The 15,001-nt window shown below is 72.2% G+C and carries 14 protein-coding genes; 10 read left to right on the top strand and 4 right to left on the bottom strand.

The window, feature by feature from the left end; genetic code table 11:
- Nucleotides 1-46: 46 nt before the first annotated feature.
- Nucleotides 47-826: a Maf family protein gene (locus ACEN9V_RS18765; RefSeq protein WP_413601560.1), complete on the bottom strand. Its 780-nt coding sequence runs from the start codon at nucleotides 824-826 to the stop codon at nucleotides 47-49.
- Nucleotides 827-840: 14 nt separating this feature from the next.
- Here ACEN9V_RS18765 and ACEN9V_RS18770 point away from each other — a divergent pair, with 14 nt between their 5' ends.
- Genes ACEN9V_RS18770 through ACEN9V_RS18785 form a run of 4 tightly spaced genes read left to right on the top strand, consistent with a single transcriptional unit; the run spans nucleotide 841 to nucleotide 5,207 of the window.
- The gene (locus ACEN9V_RS18770; RefSeq protein WP_413601561.1) at nucleotides 841-2,100 is read left to right on the top strand and encodes a class I SAM-dependent RNA methyltransferase; all 1,260 of its coding nucleotides are present in this window, start codon (nucleotides 841-843) and stop codon (nucleotides 2,098-2,100) included.
- Nucleotides 2,101-2,159: 59 nt separating this feature from the next.
- Nucleotides 2,160-2,924, top strand: a complete 765-nt coding sequence (locus ACEN9V_RS18775; RefSeq protein ID WP_413601562.1) for a response regulator — start codon at nucleotides 2,160-2,162, stop codon at nucleotides 2,922-2,924.
- A 7-nt stretch (nucleotides 2,925-2,931) separates the two neighbouring features.
- Nucleotides 2,932-4,158, top strand: coding sequence for a sensor histidine kinase (locus tag ACEN9V_RS18780; protein ID WP_413601563.1), 1,227 nt, complete (start codon nucleotides 2,932-2,934; stop codon nucleotides 4,156-4,158).
- On the top strand, nucleotides 4,155-5,207 hold the full coding sequence (locus ACEN9V_RS18785) for a hypothetical protein (RefSeq protein WP_413601564.1): 1,053 nt from the start codon (nucleotides 4,155-4,157) through the stop codon (nucleotides 5,205-5,207). The genes ACEN9V_RS18780 and ACEN9V_RS18785 overlap by 4 nt, the downstream gene beginning before the upstream one ends.
- A 637-nt stretch (nucleotides 5,208-5,844) precedes the next feature.
- Here the strand turns inward: ACEN9V_RS18785 and ACEN9V_RS18790 are convergent.
- Both ACEN9V_RS18790 and ACEN9V_RS18795 read right to left on the bottom strand, forming a co-directional pair.
- A complete protein-coding gene (locus ACEN9V_RS18790; RefSeq protein WP_413601565.1) occupies nucleotides 5,845-6,102 on the bottom strand; it encodes an acyl-CoA carboxylase subunit epsilon in 258 nt (85 codons plus the stop codon).
- Nucleotides 6,099-7,694 carry an acyl-CoA carboxylase subunit beta gene (locus ACEN9V_RS18795; RefSeq protein WP_413601566.1) on the bottom strand — a complete coding sequence of 532 codons (1,596 nt, stop codon included), beginning with the start codon at nucleotides 7,692-7,694 and terminating at the stop codon, nucleotides 6,099-6,101. Before ACEN9V_RS18795 ends, ACEN9V_RS18790 begins: the two co-directional genes overlap by 4 nt.
- A 74-nt stretch (nucleotides 7,695-7,768) precedes the next feature.
- On the opposite strand from ACEN9V_RS18795, the gene ACEN9V_RS18800 reads away from it, so the two are divergent.
- From ACEN9V_RS18800 to ACEN9V_RS18810, 3 genes are read left to right on the top strand one after another with little or no spacing between them, the layout of a single operon-like run.
- Nucleotides 7,769-8,575 carry a biotin--[acetyl-CoA-carboxylase] ligase gene (locus tag ACEN9V_RS18800; RefSeq protein WP_413601567.1) on the top strand — a complete coding sequence of 269 codons (807 nt, stop codon included), beginning with the start codon at nucleotides 7,769-7,771 and terminating at the stop codon, nucleotides 8,573-8,575.
- Between the two features lie 4 nt (nucleotides 8,576-8,579).
- Nucleotides 8,580-9,107, top strand: coding sequence for a PH domain-containing protein (locus ACEN9V_RS18805; protein ID WP_413601568.1), 528 nt, complete (start codon nucleotides 8,580-8,582; stop codon nucleotides 9,105-9,107).
- Between the two features lie 54 nt (nucleotides 9,108-9,161).
- Complete coding sequence (locus ACEN9V_RS18810) at nucleotides 9,162-10,469, top strand: UDP-glucose dehydrogenase family protein (protein ID WP_413601569.1); 1,308 nt, start codon at nucleotides 9,162-9,164, stop codon at nucleotides 10,467-10,469.
- A 64-nt stretch (nucleotides 10,470-10,533) separates the two neighbouring features.
- On the opposite strand, the gene ACEN9V_RS18815 is transcribed toward ACEN9V_RS18810, so the two are convergent.
- Nucleotides 10,534-11,067: a GtrA family protein gene (locus ACEN9V_RS18815; RefSeq protein WP_413601570.1), complete on the bottom strand. Its 534-nt coding sequence runs from the start codon at nucleotides 11,065-11,067 to the stop codon at nucleotides 10,534-10,536.
- Nucleotides 11,068-11,170: 103 nt separating this feature from the next.
- On the opposite strand from ACEN9V_RS18815, the gene ACEN9V_RS18820 reads away from it, so the two are divergent.
- The 3 genes from ACEN9V_RS18820 (at nucleotide 11,171) to purE (ending at nucleotide 14,986) form a co-directional block, all read left to right on the top strand.
- Nucleotides 11,171-12,334: a 5-(carboxyamino)imidazole ribonucleotide synthase gene (locus tag ACEN9V_RS18820; RefSeq protein WP_413601571.1), complete on the top strand. Its 1,164-nt coding sequence runs from the start codon at nucleotides 11,171-11,173 to the stop codon at nucleotides 12,332-12,334.
- A 120-nt stretch (nucleotides 12,335-12,454) separates the two neighbouring features.
- Nucleotides 12,455-14,434 carry a glycoside hydrolase family 6 protein gene (locus ACEN9V_RS18825; protein ID WP_413601572.1) on the top strand — a complete coding sequence of 660 codons (1,980 nt, stop codon included), beginning with the start codon at nucleotides 12,455-12,457 and terminating at the stop codon, nucleotides 14,432-14,434.
- 42 nt (nucleotides 14,435-14,476) lie between these two features.
- Complete coding sequence (gene purE, locus ACEN9V_RS18830; protein ID WP_413601573.1) at nucleotides 14,477-14,986, top strand: 5-(carboxyamino)imidazole ribonucleotide mutase; 510 nt, start codon at nucleotides 14,477-14,479, stop codon at nucleotides 14,984-14,986.
- The last annotated feature ends 15 nt before the right edge of the window (nucleotides 14,987-15,001 follow it).

Raw genomic sequence — 15,001 nt, forward strand, 5'->3', positions numbered from 1 at the left:
AATTGACCGGCATCCACAAAGAACGACCGGGTTGGAGTGTGGATGTCTACAGTGCCCAGAGGTCGTGCCACGCCACGCCGAAGCCCCGCAGCAGCATCGACCGGAGCACGGGCAGCGACAGCCCGACCACGGCGGACGGCGCGCCGTCGATCCGGGTGATGTACGCAGCGGCTCGGCCGTCGATCGTGAACGCCCCGGCGACCTCGAGCGGTTCACCGGTCGCCACGTACGCGTCGATCTCGTCCGCGGACACGTCGTCCGCGAAGGTCAGGACCGCGCTGTCGACCGCGACGACGCGGTCGCCGTCGGCGACGAGTGCGGAGCCGCCGGGCGCGACCTCGCTGAGCGGACCGGCCCACGGCCCGAGACCGGAACCGGGGCGGACGGGAGGCTCGGTGCGGGCCGCACCCGGTCCTCCCGTCCGGTGGGCGGTGGCGTCCAGGTCCCGGCGCCGGTCGACCACGCAGTGGCCGCTCCACAGCGTGCCGCCGCCGGCGGCCAGCATCTGCCGCCAGCGTTCCTTCGCGACGGCCGGGTCGTGCGGCTTGCCGTACAGGTGCCCGTCGACCTCGAACGCGGAGTCGCCACCGAAGACGAACCCGTCGACCGGGGAGCCCGCCACCTCGGCGTCCGCGACCGCCGACGCCTTGGCGACGGCGAGGAGCGCGACGAGCTCCGGGCCGGTGAGGTCGCGCCCGAGCGAGGCCGAGGCGGCTGCTGCCGCGGCGTCCTCGTCGACCCCGGGGGCGACGAGCACCGGCTCGATGCCGGACTGGGCGAGGAGTGCTCGACGGGCGGGGGAGGTACTCGCGAGGTACAGACGCATGGGAACATCGAACCATGGGTGAATCCGTCGGAACGCTGCTCGAACTCGACGTCACCGGGATCGCCCACGGCGGCATCTCGGTGGCACGGCACGAGGGGCGCGTGGTGTTCGTCTCGGACGCGATCCCGGGCGAGCGTGTCGTCGCGCGGGTGACCGAGGACCGGAAGAAGTCGTTCTGGCGTGCGGACACCGTCAGCGTCGTCACCCCGAGCGAGCACCGCGTCGACCACGTCTGGCCCGAAGCCGGCCTCGACCGCGACCCCGCCGTCCGCCCGGGCGGCGCGGAGTTCGGGCACATCGCCCTCGCCCACCAGCGCACCCTGAAGCACGACGTGCTCGTCGACTCCTTCTCCCGCTTCGCACACATGGACCTGGCCGAGGTGCTCGGACACGACGTGGTCGTCGAGCCGGCTCCCGGTGACGACGAGGCGAACGGTCTCGGGTGGCGCACCCGCGTCCGGTTGCACGTCGACGAGGAGGGCACGGCCGGGCCGTTCGCCGCGCGTTCGCACGACGTCGTGCAGGTGTCCTCGCTGCCCCTGGCCACCGCTGCCGTGCAGGAGAGCGCGCCGATCGGCCGGGCGGCGATGCCCGGGGCATCGGTCGTCGACGTCCTCGCACCGAGCAGCTCCGACGGTGCGCGCCTCGTCATCGACGAGCAGAAGCCGACGATCGTGACCGAGGTCGTGGGGGAGCGGACGTTCCAGGTCGACGACAACGGCTTCTGGCAGGTGCACCACCGAGCCGCCGAGGTGCTGACGGCTGCCGTGCAGGACCTCGTCGACCGTGACCGGCTCGACCCGGAGGGCACCCACCTCGACCTCTACGGCGGTGTCGGCCTGCTCGCCGCGGCACTCGGCGACCTCGTCGGACCCAAGGCGCGCATCACGAGCGTCGAGAGCGCACCGCGCGCGACCGAGCACGCGCAGGAGAACCTCGCCGAGTGGATCGGGGCCCGCGCGGAGACCGGTCGGGTCGACCGCTGGCTGTCGCGCACCACGTCGACGGCGTCAGCGGCCGAGAAGCAGCGCTTCCGGGCCGGGACCGTCGTGCTCGACCCGCCGCGTGCCGGTGCCGGGCGCGAGGTCGTCGTGCAGATCGCCGCGCTGCAGCCCGCGCAGGTCGTCTACGTCGCCTGCGACCCGGTCGCGCTCGCGCGGGACGTCGCCACGTTCGCCGACCTCGGGTACCGCCTCGAGGCGCTGCGTGCGTTCGACCTGTTCCCCCACACGCACCACATGGAGGCCGTCGCACGCCTGGTGCCGACCGCATAGCGCACACTGTGTGTGGCGAGACCTGAACCTGAGACGGACCTGGGTATCCTTGGTTGCTGATGGCAACCCGGTTTCAGGGGCCGGGCCCGTCGGAACGAGAGGTCACCGTGCCAGCAGAATCGACCACCACCACAGGGACGACCGGACTCACCACGAGGCCGGTCCGCGTCGCGATCGTCGACGACCACGAATCCGTCCGGCTCGGCATCCAGGCCGCATGCCAGAACGAGGGGTTCGAGGTCGTCCTCACCGCAGCGAGCGTGCCCGAGTACATCGCGAACCTCGAGGGGCGAGAGGTGGACGTCGTCGTCCTCGACCTGTCGCTCGGCGACGGTTCGACGGTGACGGAGAACGTCAAGGGCGTGCAGGGGACCGGTTCGGCCGTCCTCGTGCACAGCATCGCCGACCGCGTCGCGAACGTCCGTGAGGCACTGGCGGCAGGGGCCGCCGGGGTCATCCCGAAGTCGTCGGCGACGAAGACCGTGATGGCGGCCGTCGCCACGGTCGCGCGCGGCGACGTCCTCAACAACCTCGAGTGGGCGAGCGCGATCGACGCCGACCGCGACTTCGCGAAGGCGCAGCTCGGCCGTCGTGAGCGCGAGATCCTCCACCTCTACGCATCCGGCCTGCCCCTCAAGCTCGCGGCGCAGCAGCTCGGCATCGGGTACTCGACCGCGCGCGAGTACCTCGACCGGATCCGTGTGAAGTACGTGGAGGTCGGCCGTCCGGCCCCGACGAAGGTGGACCTGCTCCGCCGTGCGGTCGAGGACGGCATCCTGCCGGGGCTCGACTCCGGGATCGATCCGGACAGCGACGGACGCTGATCCGACCATGACGACGGAGGCCGCGCCCTTCGGCGTGGACCCGGCGCGGAGCGTCCGGGCGACCATCACGCAGGCGTCCACCGAGCGGGCGTTCGCGATCCTCCTCGCCGTGGCCGCGATCGGCTTCGGCGCGGCCTTCGCCCCGTCGGTGGTCACGCAGCTGCCGTACCTCGACCCGGTGTGGGGGCCCGCCTCGGCGCTCGCGGTGGGGGCGTCCTTCGTGCTGGTCGGGGTGTCGGCGTTCGTGCAGCGCCTCGCCCAGCCGGCGCAGATCATCTGCGCGCTGCTGTTCCTCGTCGCGCTCGTCACCTGGCCGATCACGGTCAGGGACGTGCTGCCGTCGACACAGCTGCCGTGGCCGTGGTGGCTCTGCAACGTCGCCACGATCGCCGCAGCGATGGGGTTCGCAACGTGGCGTGCGAGCGTGTACAACGCCCTCGTGCCGGCGGTGTACGTGCTGATCCGGTTGACCCCGGCCGGCGGTGGGGTGGGGATCTCGCGTGCCCTCCTCGACGGCGTCTACACGGCCATCCTCGGCGGTGCGGCGCTCGTGCTCATCGTCGTGCTCCGGCGAGCGGCAGCGGACGTCGATGCCGCGCAGGCGACCGCCGTCCGCCGGTACTCGCGGGCGATCCGGGAGCACGCCACCGAGGTCGAACGCGTGCAGGTGGACGCGATCGTGCACGACAGCGTCCTGACGACGCTGCTCTCCGCTGCCCGTGCCGACACCATCGAGGCGAAGACGCTCTCGGCACGGATGGCCAGGAACGCGATCGACCACCTCGATGCGGCGGCGTCCGACGGACCGGGGAGCACGGTCCCGCCGGTGCCGCTCGTGGAGCTCCGGCAGCGCATCACCGCCGCGGTGTCCGCACTCGCGGCGCCCGTCGACGTCCACGGCGGCCCGCTCGGGTCGCGGACCGTGCCGGCGGCGGTGGCGGACGCCATGGCCTCCGCCGCGTTGCAGGCCGCCGTCAACAGCGTCCAGCACGCGGGCGCCGACGTCTCCAGGTGGGTGGTCGTTCGGCAGGAGCGCGACGTCGTGACCGTCGAGATCGGAGACGACGGAACCGGATTCGACATGTCGTCGATCCCCGCGGAGCGCCTCGGGGTCCGCCGTTCCATCGTCGAGCGCGTCGCAGCGGCCGGTGGTGTCGCGGATGTCCGGACCGCACCGGGCGCAGGCACCACGGTCGTCCTGACCTGGTCGGCTGCGAAGGAGACCAGCGAGTGAGGGTCTCGATCCCGGCCGGCATCGCGACGAGCCTCGCCGCGCTGTTCTCGGTCTACCACCTGGTGCTCGCCGCCACGACCCTCCCGAGGGTGTCCGACGTCGGGCCGGTCGTGGCCTGCATGGTCCTCTACGCAGCCGCGACCGGGGTGGCCCTGTTCGTCAAGGGCACTGCGCTGCCGGTGTGGGCCACCTGTTTCGCCCTCGCCACCGCGGTCATGATGCCCGTCGTCGCGGCGCCGGTCGTCGAGCCGGGGGTGGCACCCGGGTACACGACGTGGTGGATCGCCGCCGTCGGCACGCTCATGGTGATCCTGGTCGTGCGGCAACGGGGCCCGTTCGCGTGGGCCGGAGTGCTGTTCCTCGCCGTGCACACCGTGCTCTGGGCCGGCCTCGGAGCGCTCGGCTCCCTCGGGGTGCTCGGCAGCGTGACGTGGGTGGCGGTCGCGACGGCCTTCGCCGCTGCGACGAACCGCGCGACCCGCATCACCAGGGACTTCGTCCGAGCCGAGCGGGAGACCGCCGACTGGCAGGCGGCGCAGGACGCCCACGTGTTCGAGCGGCAGTTCCGACTCAGCCAGACGACGCGGATGGCGCTGCCGATGCTGCAGCGCATCATCGACTCGTGCGGGGACCTCACCGACGCCGAGCGCACCGAGTGCCTGCACCTCGAACAGGCCATCCGCGACGAGATCCGCGGCAGGTCCCTGCTCTCCGACGACGTCCGCGCGGAGGTCATGCGCCTCCGTCGCCGTGGTGCGGTGGTCCAGCTGCACGACGACGGTGGTCTCGACGAGCTCGAGGCCGACGACGTCCGGCGCATCCACGCACAGCTCGCAGACGCGCTCCGGCAGGCGTGGGACGCGGACAACGTGATCGTCCGGACGGTGCCGGAGGGGTCGGGCGCCGCGGTGACGGTGGTCGGCCTGCGGCTCGACGTCGCCGCGAGCGAGTCGGCGGCGCTGGGCACCGCCCACGATGACGACGATGACGGCGACGAGGACGACTCGGTCGCGCTCTGGCTCGAGATCCCGCGGCACGAGCGCGCGTAGCCGGCGCGGCCCTGGACGCGCTCCGCGCCGGACGGGAGGCCCGTGCCGGCGCCGCCACGGCCCTCCCGTCCGACGGGTGGTCGCGACCACCGCACGTGGTGCGGTGTCAGCGCTCGTTGCGTCCGCAACGAGCGACAGCGTCGTTGTCGTACGACAGCGGTCCTGTCGCTGGTGCGCGCGTGCAACAGTTGCGCGCGCGTGCTGACGACAGCGTCGTCGTCGTACGACAGCGAGTCTGTCGTTCCGAGTCGGCAGTGCCCGAGACGCGGCGGCGCACGAGACGCGGCGGCGCACGAGACACAGCTCGCCGGAAACGGGGAACGGGCCGGTCAGGAAACCCGACCGGCCCGTTCACGACCCGAGGCAGAGCGACAACCCGAATATCGCCCTGGCTCGCAGCGGACAGTGGCGTCGTACCCTAGTCGGCCACCGTCCGGCGATGTACTTCGTACACCGAACACCAGTAACTATGCCCGGAAGTACGCATCGTGTCAGTCATCATTATGGGGGACAAACACGCCCTTTCCGGTCCCCCTCGAGCGACACGTGTCCCCCGCACGAGGGGAGACCGACCGGGAAGTGCACCCTGCAACGCGCATACCGCCTGGTATCCCAGGGGTACATCCCAGCCCGGTCGTCAGCGCAGCGAACGGACCCAGGCACCAGGACCATGGGGCAGTGGGCGGCGGAGCCCCCGAGCGGAGGTCTCCCAGCCCACGCGCGGAGACACCTCGATCTGCGCACGGCCAGCGGCCGCCGCTTCGTCGGCCTGGTGCTGCAGGACGGCGATGACCGCCGCGAGCTCCTCGGGCGTCGGCTCGCCGGAGACGACGTGGACGTCCGCGACCGGGGTCGGTTCGTCCGCGGGGACGGCTGCTGCGTGGCGCGGCGTCACAGCGGGATGTTCCCGTGCTTCTTCGGCGGCAGTGTCGCCCGCTTGCCGCGCAGCGCCCGCAGCGCCTTGATGACCGAGACGCGCGTGGCGTGCGGCTGGATGATGCCGTCGAGCTCCCCGCGCTCGGCGGCGAGGTACGGCGACGCCACGTTGTAGGTGTACTCGTTCGCCAGGCGGGAGCGGACGGCTGCGACGTCCTCGCCCGCCTCCTCCGCGCGCTTGATCTCGCTCCGGTAGAGGATGTTCACGGCGCCCTGGCCGCCCATCACGGCGATCTCGGCGGTCGGCCACGCCAGGTTGATGTCGGCGCCGAGCTGCTTCGACCCCATCACGATGTACGCGCCGCCGTAGGCCTTGCGCGTGATGACGGTGACGAGCGGGACGGTGGCCTCGGCGTACGCGTAGAGCAGCTTCGCGCCGCGTCGGATGACGCCGGTCCACTCCTGGTCGGTGCCTGGCAGGTACCCGGGGACGTCGACGAGCGTCAGGATCGGGATCCCGAACGCGTCGCAGAACCGCACGAAGCGCGCCGCCTTCTCGCCGGCGTCGATGTTCAGCGTGCCGGCCATGGCCTGCGGCTGGTTCGCGATGATGCCGACGGTACGTCCCTCGACCCGGCCGAAGCCGATGAGGATGTTCGGTGCGAAGAGCGGCTGCACCTCGAGGAAGTCGGCGTCGTCGACGATGTGCTCGATGATCTGCGTGACGTCGTACGGCTGGTTCGCGGAGTCCGGGATGACGACGTCGAGTTCGCGGTCGGCGTCGGTCGTCTCGAGCTCGGGCGCCAGGTCGTAGGCGGGTGCGTCGGAGAGGTTGTTGTCCGGCAGGAACCCGATGAGCGAGCGCGCGTAGTCGAGCGCGTCGTTCTCGTCGTCGGCGAGGTAGTGCGCGACACCGGAGACCGCGTTGTGGGTCTGTGCGCCGCCGAGCTCCTCGAAGCCGACGTCCTCACCGGTGACGGTCTTGATGACGTCGGGGCCGGTGACGAACATGTGGCTGGTCTTGTCGACCATGATCACGAAGTCGGTGAGTGCGGGGGAGTACACCGCGCCGCCGGCCGCAGGGCCCATGACGATCGAGATCTGGGGGATGACGCCGGACGCCTGCGTGTTGAGGCGGAAGATCTCGCCGTACTTGCCGAGCGCGACGACGCCTTCCTGGATGCGGGCGCCGCCGGAGTCGAGGATGCCGATGATCGGCACGCCGGTCTTCAGCGCGTGCTCCATGACCTTGACGATCTTCTCGCCGGCGACCTCGCCGAGGGAGCCGCCGAAGACGGTGAAGTCCTGCGCGTAGACCGCGACCTGTCGGCCGTGGATCGTGCCGAGCCCGGTGACGACCGCGTCGCCGTACGGCCGCTTCGACTCCATGCCGAAGGCGTGCGTGCGGTGCCGGACGAACTCGTCGAGCTCGACGAACGAGTTCTCGTCGAGGAGCAGCTCGATGCGCTCGCGCGCCGTCATCTTGCCCTTGGCGTGCTGCTTCGCGATGGCTGCCTCGCCCGCAGCGGTCACGGCCTCGTGGTACCGCTCGCGGAGGTCGGCCAGCCGGCCTGCCGTCGTCGAGAGATCGGGGGTGTCTCCTGAAGTCACCCGCTCACCCTACCGGCGGCGGGGCGGGCGTCGGTTGGAGGACCTCCACGGTTCCTGCCCGTAGATTTGCGTGCATGTCCACACCGGTCCTCCCGCTCTCGCGCGCCGCACTCGACCGGGCGGGTGCCGTCCTCGACGTCCGCGACACGACCGGTTCGACCAACGCGGACCTGCTCGCTGCCGCGTCCGATCTGCCGGACGGCAGCGCGATCGTGACGCTGGACCAGACCGCCGGCCGCGGACGCCTCGACCGTTCGTGGTCGGCACCGGCCGGGGAGACCCTCGCGGCGAGCGTGCTCGTCCGTGCCGCGCTGTCCGATCGCGACCGCGGCTGGCTGCCCCTGGTGGCGGGCGCTGCGATGCGCGACGCGGTGAGCGGAGCGCTCGAGCCGAGCCGACCCTCCCCGTCGGAACGGGTGCTGGTGAAGTGGCCGAACGACGTGCTGGTGGACGGCAGGAAGCTCTGCGGGATCCTCTGCCAGGTCGCCGCCGACGGCTCCGTCGTCGTCGGCGCCGGCGTCAACCTGACCATCCCGGCCGACCGGCTCCCGACCCCGACGTCCACCTCGCTCGCCGTGGCTGGCGCGACCGGCGAGGCGGTCGACCTGGCGGACGCGGTCCTGTCCGCCTTTTGGTCGGGCGTCCGGGAGGCCGTGGTCGCCCTGGTCGCCGGTGGCGCGGCGGCCGAGACGGTGCGGTCGCACGTCCGCGCGGGCTGTGGCACGATCGGCGCGCGGGTGCGCCTCGAGCTGCCGGACGGCAGCACCGAGGAAGCCGACGCGACCGGCATCGACGACGACGGCCGGATCACGATCCGGGATCGAGACGGCGCGGAGAGGGGCGTCGCCGTGGGTGACGTCACCCACCTGCGGTATGCATGACGGCATGACCGCCGAGCCACCGCCCGAACGCGTCGTGGCCCGGCTCCGGCCCCACGCGCGTCGTCTGGTGCGTCCGGCGGTGTTCGTCGTCCTGGTCGCGGTCGCCGGTGGGTTCGGGTTCGGGGTCTTCCAGGCGCAGCTCGCGTGGATCAACGCCGTGGTCGCCGGACTCGTGCTCGTGCTGGTGCTGTTCGGCGGCGTCGTGCCGCTGGTGCGCTGGATGACCGAGCGGTACGTGGTCACCACGAGGCGACTCGTCGTCGTGCACGGCTTCGGCACCAGGACCCGGCAGGAGCTCCTGCACTCGCGCGGGTACGACGTGACCGTCCGGCGGCGTGGGCTGCAGGGGCTGTTCCGGTCCGGAGACGTCATCGTGTTCCCCGGCGACGACCCCGCCGTGGTGCTCGCCGACGTGCCGCACGCCGACCTCGTCGTCGCGGTGCTGCACGACATGGTCGAGGCGTACGAGGCCCGCCGTCGGCACCGCGAGCCGGACTGGGACGAGATCGTGCGGGGCCCTGACCGCTCCTGAGACGTCGTCATCGCTCTCGGCGGAAGTTCGCGCGGGGTCCGGTACCGTCGTCCCGTGCGTATCTCTGTCATCGGCTGCGGGTACCTCGGTGCCGTGCACGCCGCATCCATGGCCAAACTCGGACACGAGGTCGTCGCGGTCGACGTCGACCCGGTGAAGATCGAGCGGCTCGCCGCTGGCGACGCCCCCTTCTTCGAACCAGGACTCCCCGAGATCCTCGCCGAGGCGATCGCCTCCGGCCGCATCCGCTTCACCACGGACTACGCCGAGGTCGCCGGGTCCCGCGTGCACTTCCTCGCCGTGGGGACTCCCCAGGGGCCGACCGGCGCTGCGGACATGACCTACATCGACTCCGCGATCGCGTCGCTGACGCCGCACGTCGCCGCCGGGGAGTTCGTCGTCGGCAAGTCGACCGTGCCCGTCGGGACCGCGGCGCGGCTCGCCGCCGGCCTGCAGGACGCGGTGCCCGGCGCGACGCTCGTGTGGAACCCGGAGTTCCTCCGCGAGGGCTTCGCCGTGCAGGACACCATCTCGCCCGACCGGCTGGTCTACGGCGTGCCGTCCGGTCCAGCGGGATCGTCGGCGGTCGAGGCCCTCGACGAGGTGTACGCGACGACGCTGGCCGAGGGGACCCCGCGTCTCGTCGTGAACCTGCCGACGGCCGAGCTCGTCAAGGTCAGCGCGAACGCGTTCCTGGCGACGAAGATCTCCTTCATCAACGCGATGGCCGAGATCGCCGAGGTCGCCGGGGCGGACGTGACGGCGCTCGCCGACGCGATCGGGCACGACGACCGGATCGGCCGCAAGTTCCTGAACGCCGGACTCGGGTTCGGCGGCGGCTGCCTGCCGAAGGACATCCGCGCGTTCCAGGCCCGTGCCACCGAGCTCGGGGTGGGGGAGTCGCTCGACTTCCTGGCCGACGTCGACGCGATCAACCTGCGTCGCCGCGCCCACGTCGTGACGCTCGCTTCGGAGCTGCTGGGCGGCGCGGTCGCCGGCAAGCGGGTCGCGGTGCTCGGGCTCGCGTTCAAACCGAACTCCGACGACGTCCGCGACTCCCCGGCGCTCGACATCGCCGCGCGCCTGCTCGAGCTCGGCGCCACCGTGTCCGCGTACGACCCGGAGGCGAACCACACCGCGGCACGCATCCACCCGTCGCTGTCCTACGTCGACAGTGCGTCCGCCGCGCTGCAGGACGCGGACCTCGTTCTCGTGCTCACCGAGTGGAACGAGTTCCGCACGCTCGACCCGGCAGCGGTGGTCGCGCAGGTGGCGAGCCCCGTCGTGATCGACGGACGGAACTGCCTGGATCGGGACGCCTGGACCGCGGCGGGCTTCACCTACCGCGGGATGGGGCGCTAGTCAGCGCTGCGCGCTGCGCGCTGCTCGCTGCGCGCTGCTCGCTGCTCGCTGACCGCGCTTCGCGTCAGCGTGCGACCGGTTCGTCCGTGACGGCGTCGGTACCGATGGTGCCGGCGCCGTTCGTGGCGGTGCCGGTCGTGCCGGCGCCGCCCGCGACCGGGCGGACGGCGGCCTGGCGGTCGGGGTGGTACACCCAGACGCGGTAGAGCCAGAAGCGGAACGCGGTCCCGAGCAGGAGCCCGATGACGTTGCCGGAGATGTTGTCGGCGAGCGCGGACGTGAACCCGAACACGTAGTGCGAGAGACCCAGGCAGCCGAGCGAGATCACCATGCCGCCGAGCGAGACGACCACGAACTCGAAGCCCTCTCGTGCAGCCACGGCGCGGCGCTGGTCGCGGAACGTCCAGTAGCGGTTGCCCATCCAGTTCACGAAGATCGCGACGACCGTCGAGATGACCTTCGCGATGAACGGGCCGGCGTGGACGTCCTCCGGCGCGAGCACCGTCGCGCGCAGCACGTTGAAGATGACCGTGTCGACGACGAAGCCCACGGCCCCGACGACGCCGAACCGGGCCAGCTGCGCAATGAGTCGCCGCACGTGTTCTCCAGTGTCCGTAGAGTTGTCGCTGACCGCTCCGGCGGCCCCGGCCGGTGAACACCCGGCCGAACAGCGATTGTAGACAGCGCGCACTCACCGTGCGGTGAGAGCGGCGGAAGGAACACACAGCATGGCGTTGCGGGTCGGTGTGATCGGCGGAGGACAGCTCGCCAGGATGATGGTCCCGGCGGCCGTCGAACTCGGCATCGACATCCGCGTGCTCGCGGAGGGGCCCGGGATGTCGGCTGCCATCGCCGCGACCGCCGAGGGCGACTACCACGACGCCGAGACGGTGCTCGCCTTCGCCCGCGACGTCGACGTGGTCACCTTCGACCACGAGCACGTGCCGCAGAGCGTCCTCCGGGCACTCGTCGATGCCGGTGTGGCCGTCCGACCAGGGCCGGAGCCCCTCGCGGTCGCGCAGGACAAGATCACGATGCGGACCCGCCTGACCGAGCTCGGGCTCCCGGTGCCCGACTGGGCAGCGGTGCACGACCCCGACGAGCTCCGTGCCTTCATCGACGAGCACGGCGGTCGTGCGGTCGTGAAGACCCCGCGCGGCGGCTACGACGGCAAGGGCGTCCGGGTCGTGTCCGACCCCGCCGAGGTCGAGGACTGGTTCATCGCCGTCGCCGAGGCCGGTGGCGGGCAGGCGCTCCTCGTCGAGGAACTCATCTCGTTCACCCGGGAGCTCGCGCAGTCGGTGGCACGTCGCCCGTCCGGCGAGATCGTCGCGTGGCCCCTCGTCGAGACGGTGCAGCGCGACGGCGTGTGCGCCGAGGTGCTCGCGCCGGCCCCGGACAGCGCCGGCCGGATCGCGGACCTGACGGAGTCGATCGCCGTGCGGGTCGCGGAGGAACTCGGGGTGACGGGAGTCCTCGCCGTCGAGCTGTTCCAGACCGACGACGAGCGGATCCTGATCAACGAGCTCGCGATGCGGCCGCACAACACCGGGCACTGGACCATCGACGGCGCGACCACGAGCCAGTTCGAACAACACCTGCGTGCCGTCCTCGACCTGCCGCTGGGCGCCACCGGGATGAACGCCCCCGTCGCGGTCATGATCAACGTCCTCGGTGGTCCGTCGGACGGCGACCTCGCCGGACGCTACCCCGCCGCGCTCGGGGCGTTCCCCGAGGCGAAGTACCACTTCTACGGCAAGGCACCCCGGCCCGGCCGGAAGATCGGGCACGTCACGGTCACCGGAGCGGACCCGGACGACGTCGTGTACCGGGCACGGTCGGCAGCGTCGCACTTCGACGACTGACGAGCGCCCGGTGCGGGTGCCACCCGTCGTGGTGGCACCCGTTCTGGCGGCTGGTTGCACGAGGCAACGCGTGGTGCCATGGATCGGTCAGGGGACGACCGACCAGCCAGGGGATCGCGCATGCGCACCAGTACCGCCCTCACCGTCTGCATCGCGCTCGCCGGGGTGCTCGGTGGTGTGATCGCGCCCGTCGCGCCGATCGGGGCCGACCGCGCGACCGCCGCGACGACGGCGACGGACCTGCGCTCGCGGACGGCGGCGCAGCTGTTCGGCAACGGGCAGTACAACTCGCCGACGAGCGAGGCCGCGAAGAACGCCGCGGCCCTCGCCTCGAGCGACCCGGCGGGCGCTGCGGCCGCATCGACGATCGCGAAGTACCCGGTCGCCACGTGGCTCGGCGAGTGGTCGACCGGCACCGGCCTGACGAAGACGCTCCAGAGCGCGACTGCGGGGGCCGAGGCGAACGGCACCACGGCGGTCTTCGTCACCTACGCGATCCCGGAGCGTGACTGCGGCGGCTACTCGGCAGGCGGGTTCGACGAAGCCGGGTACGACGCCTGGGTGGACCAGATCGTCGCCGGGCTCGCCGGGAAGCGTGCTGCGGTCATCGTGGAGCCGGACTCCCTCGCCATGCTGAGCGACAGCAGGTGCACGCCGGCGCTCGACCAGCAGCGGTACCGGATCCTCTCGAGGGAGGTCGCCGCCCTCACCGCGGCCGGCATCCCCGCGTACCTCGACGCCGGCAACTCGAACTGGGTGCAGCCCGCGACGATCGCCGCCCGGCTCGACGCCGCCGGCGTGCGGCAGGCCCGCGGGTTCTTCACCAACGTCGCGAACTACTACCCGACCGCACAGGAGCAGTCGTACGCGCAGAAGGTCTCCGCGCTCACCGGCGGCTCGCACTACGTGATCGACACCTCCCGGAACGGTCGTGGGTGGCGGGGGACGTGGTGCAACGGCCCCGGCGCCGGACTCGGGACCTCGCCGCGGGTGGCGACGGACGGGACGGCCCTCGACGCGCTGCTCTGGGTGAAGACCCCCGGTGCGAGCGACGGGACCTGCAACGGGGGCCCGGCCGCAGGCAAGTGGTACTCGGCGTACGCGCAGCAGTTGGTCGCCAACGCCTCGCTCGGCGTCCCGGCCACGGTGACGTCGCCGCAGGGCACGGTGGACGCAGCAGCGGGTGGGGCGGGCACCGTCCGGGTCCGCGGGTGGACGTTCGACGCGGACGACCCGGAGTCCCCGGTCACGGTACGGGTGTCCGTGGACGGCACGGTCGTCGGCACCGCACTCGCCGACACGACCCGTCCCGACGTCGACCGGGCGGCAGGGGTCGGGGCGGACCACGGCTTCGACACGACCGTCGCCGCCGGCCCCGGCACGAGGAACGTCTGCGTGACGGCGGTCAACGTCGGCGCAGGGGCCGATCGACAGCTCGGCTGCGTCGCGGTGACCGTGTACGGACACGACCCCGTGGTGCAGCTCGAACGGGTCGGTGTCGCTCGTGCGGGCATCGTGGTGACCGGGTGGGCCGTCGACCCCGACGAGGCGGCGTCCCCGGTCAGGATCGCGGTGACCGTCGACGGGCGGGGTGTCGCGGCCGCGACGGCGAACCTGCAGCGCGCGGACCTCGGTGCCGTGCCGGACGGGGCCGGGACGGGGCACGGCTGGGACCTCACCGTGCCAGGGGGTTCCGGCAAGCACAGCGTGTGCGTCGTCGCGCGGAACCGCGGTGTCGGCTCCGACACGACATCGGCGTGCCGAACGGTCACCGTCGCGGCGAGTGCACCGTTCGGGACGTTCGGATCCGCCTCGTCACCGTCCACGCGGCGCGTCGACGTGTCCGGCTGGGTGTTCGACCGCGATGCCGTCAACACCGCTGTGCGCGTCGTGGTCACCGTCGACGGCAACACCACCGGACGCCTCACGGCGAACCAGGCACGCGCCGACGTCGGCACGACCTACGGTGCCGGGCCGGCGCACGGCTACGGCGGACGGGTGGTGAGCCCGTCAGGGACGCACCGGATCTGCGTCCGGGCGATCGGCCTCGGCAGCGGCGGCGACGCTGACCTCGGGTGCCGGACCGTCGCCGTCCGCTGACGGGCCGCCGTCGCGGTGACCGGCCGCCGGTAGGCTCGACGTGTGACCGACACCGCCCAGCCCGCACCGCTCGTCTCGATCATCATGGGGTCCGACTCGGACTGGCCCACGATGCGTGCGGCAGCCGACATCCTGACCGAGCTGGGCATCCCGTTCGAAGCGGACGTCGTCTCGGCGCACCGCACCCCGGACAAGATGATGCGCTTCGGCCGCTCGGCGGCAGGACGTGGCATCCGGGCGGTGATCGCCGGGGCCGGTGGCGCAGCACACCTCCCCGGGATGGTCGCATCGGTGACGACGCTGCCGGTCATCGGCGTCCCCGTGCAGCTCGCGCGGCTCGACGGCATCGACTCCCTGCTCTCGATCGTCCAGATGCCGGCGGGCATCCCGGTCGCCACGATGGCGATCAACGGAGCCGCCAACGCCGGACTCTTCGCCGCCCGGATCATCGGGGCATCCGACCCGGACGTCGCGGCCAGGCTCGCCGAGTACGCGGCCGGGCTCGAGGACGTCGTCGAGCGGAAGGCGCAGGCCCTCCGCGACGCACTCTGAGCCCGGCCGCCGGTC

This window comes from Curtobacterium sp. Curtsp57 (genome assembly GCF_047324335.1).
Classification (GTDB): Bacteria; Actinomycetota; Actinomycetes; order Actinomycetales; family Microbacteriaceae; genus Curtobacterium.

Excerpts from the sequence above, each read along its gene's own strand:
- ACEN9V_RS18780 (WP_413601563.1), top strand. The coding sequence starts at position 2,932 with ATGACGACGGAGGCCGCGCCCTTCGGCGTGGACCCGGCGCGGAGCGTC.
- ACEN9V_RS18765 (WP_413601560.1), bottom strand. The coding sequence starts at position 826 with ATGCGTCTGTACCTCGCGAGTACCTCCCCCGCCCGTCGAGCACTCCTC.
- ACEN9V_RS18770 (WP_413601561.1), top strand. The coding sequence starts at position 841 with ATGGGTGAATCCGTCGGAACGCTGCTCGAACTCGACGTCACCGGGATC.
- ACEN9V_RS18775 (WP_413601562.1), top strand. The coding sequence starts at position 2,160 with ATGGCAACCCGGTTTCAGGGGCCGGGCCCGTCGGAACGAGAGGTCACC.
- ACEN9V_RS18825 (WP_413601572.1), top strand. The coding sequence starts at position 12,455 with ATGCGCACCAGTACCGCCCTCACCGTCTGCATCGCGCTCGCCGGGGTG.
- ACEN9V_RS18805 (WP_413601568.1), top strand. The coding sequence starts at position 8,580 with ATGACCGCCGAGCCACCGCCCGAACGCGTCGTGGCCCGGCTCCGGCCC.
- ACEN9V_RS18800 (WP_413601567.1), top strand. The coding sequence starts at position 7,769 with ATGTCCACACCGGTCCTCCCGCTCTCGCGCGCCGCACTCGACCGGGCG.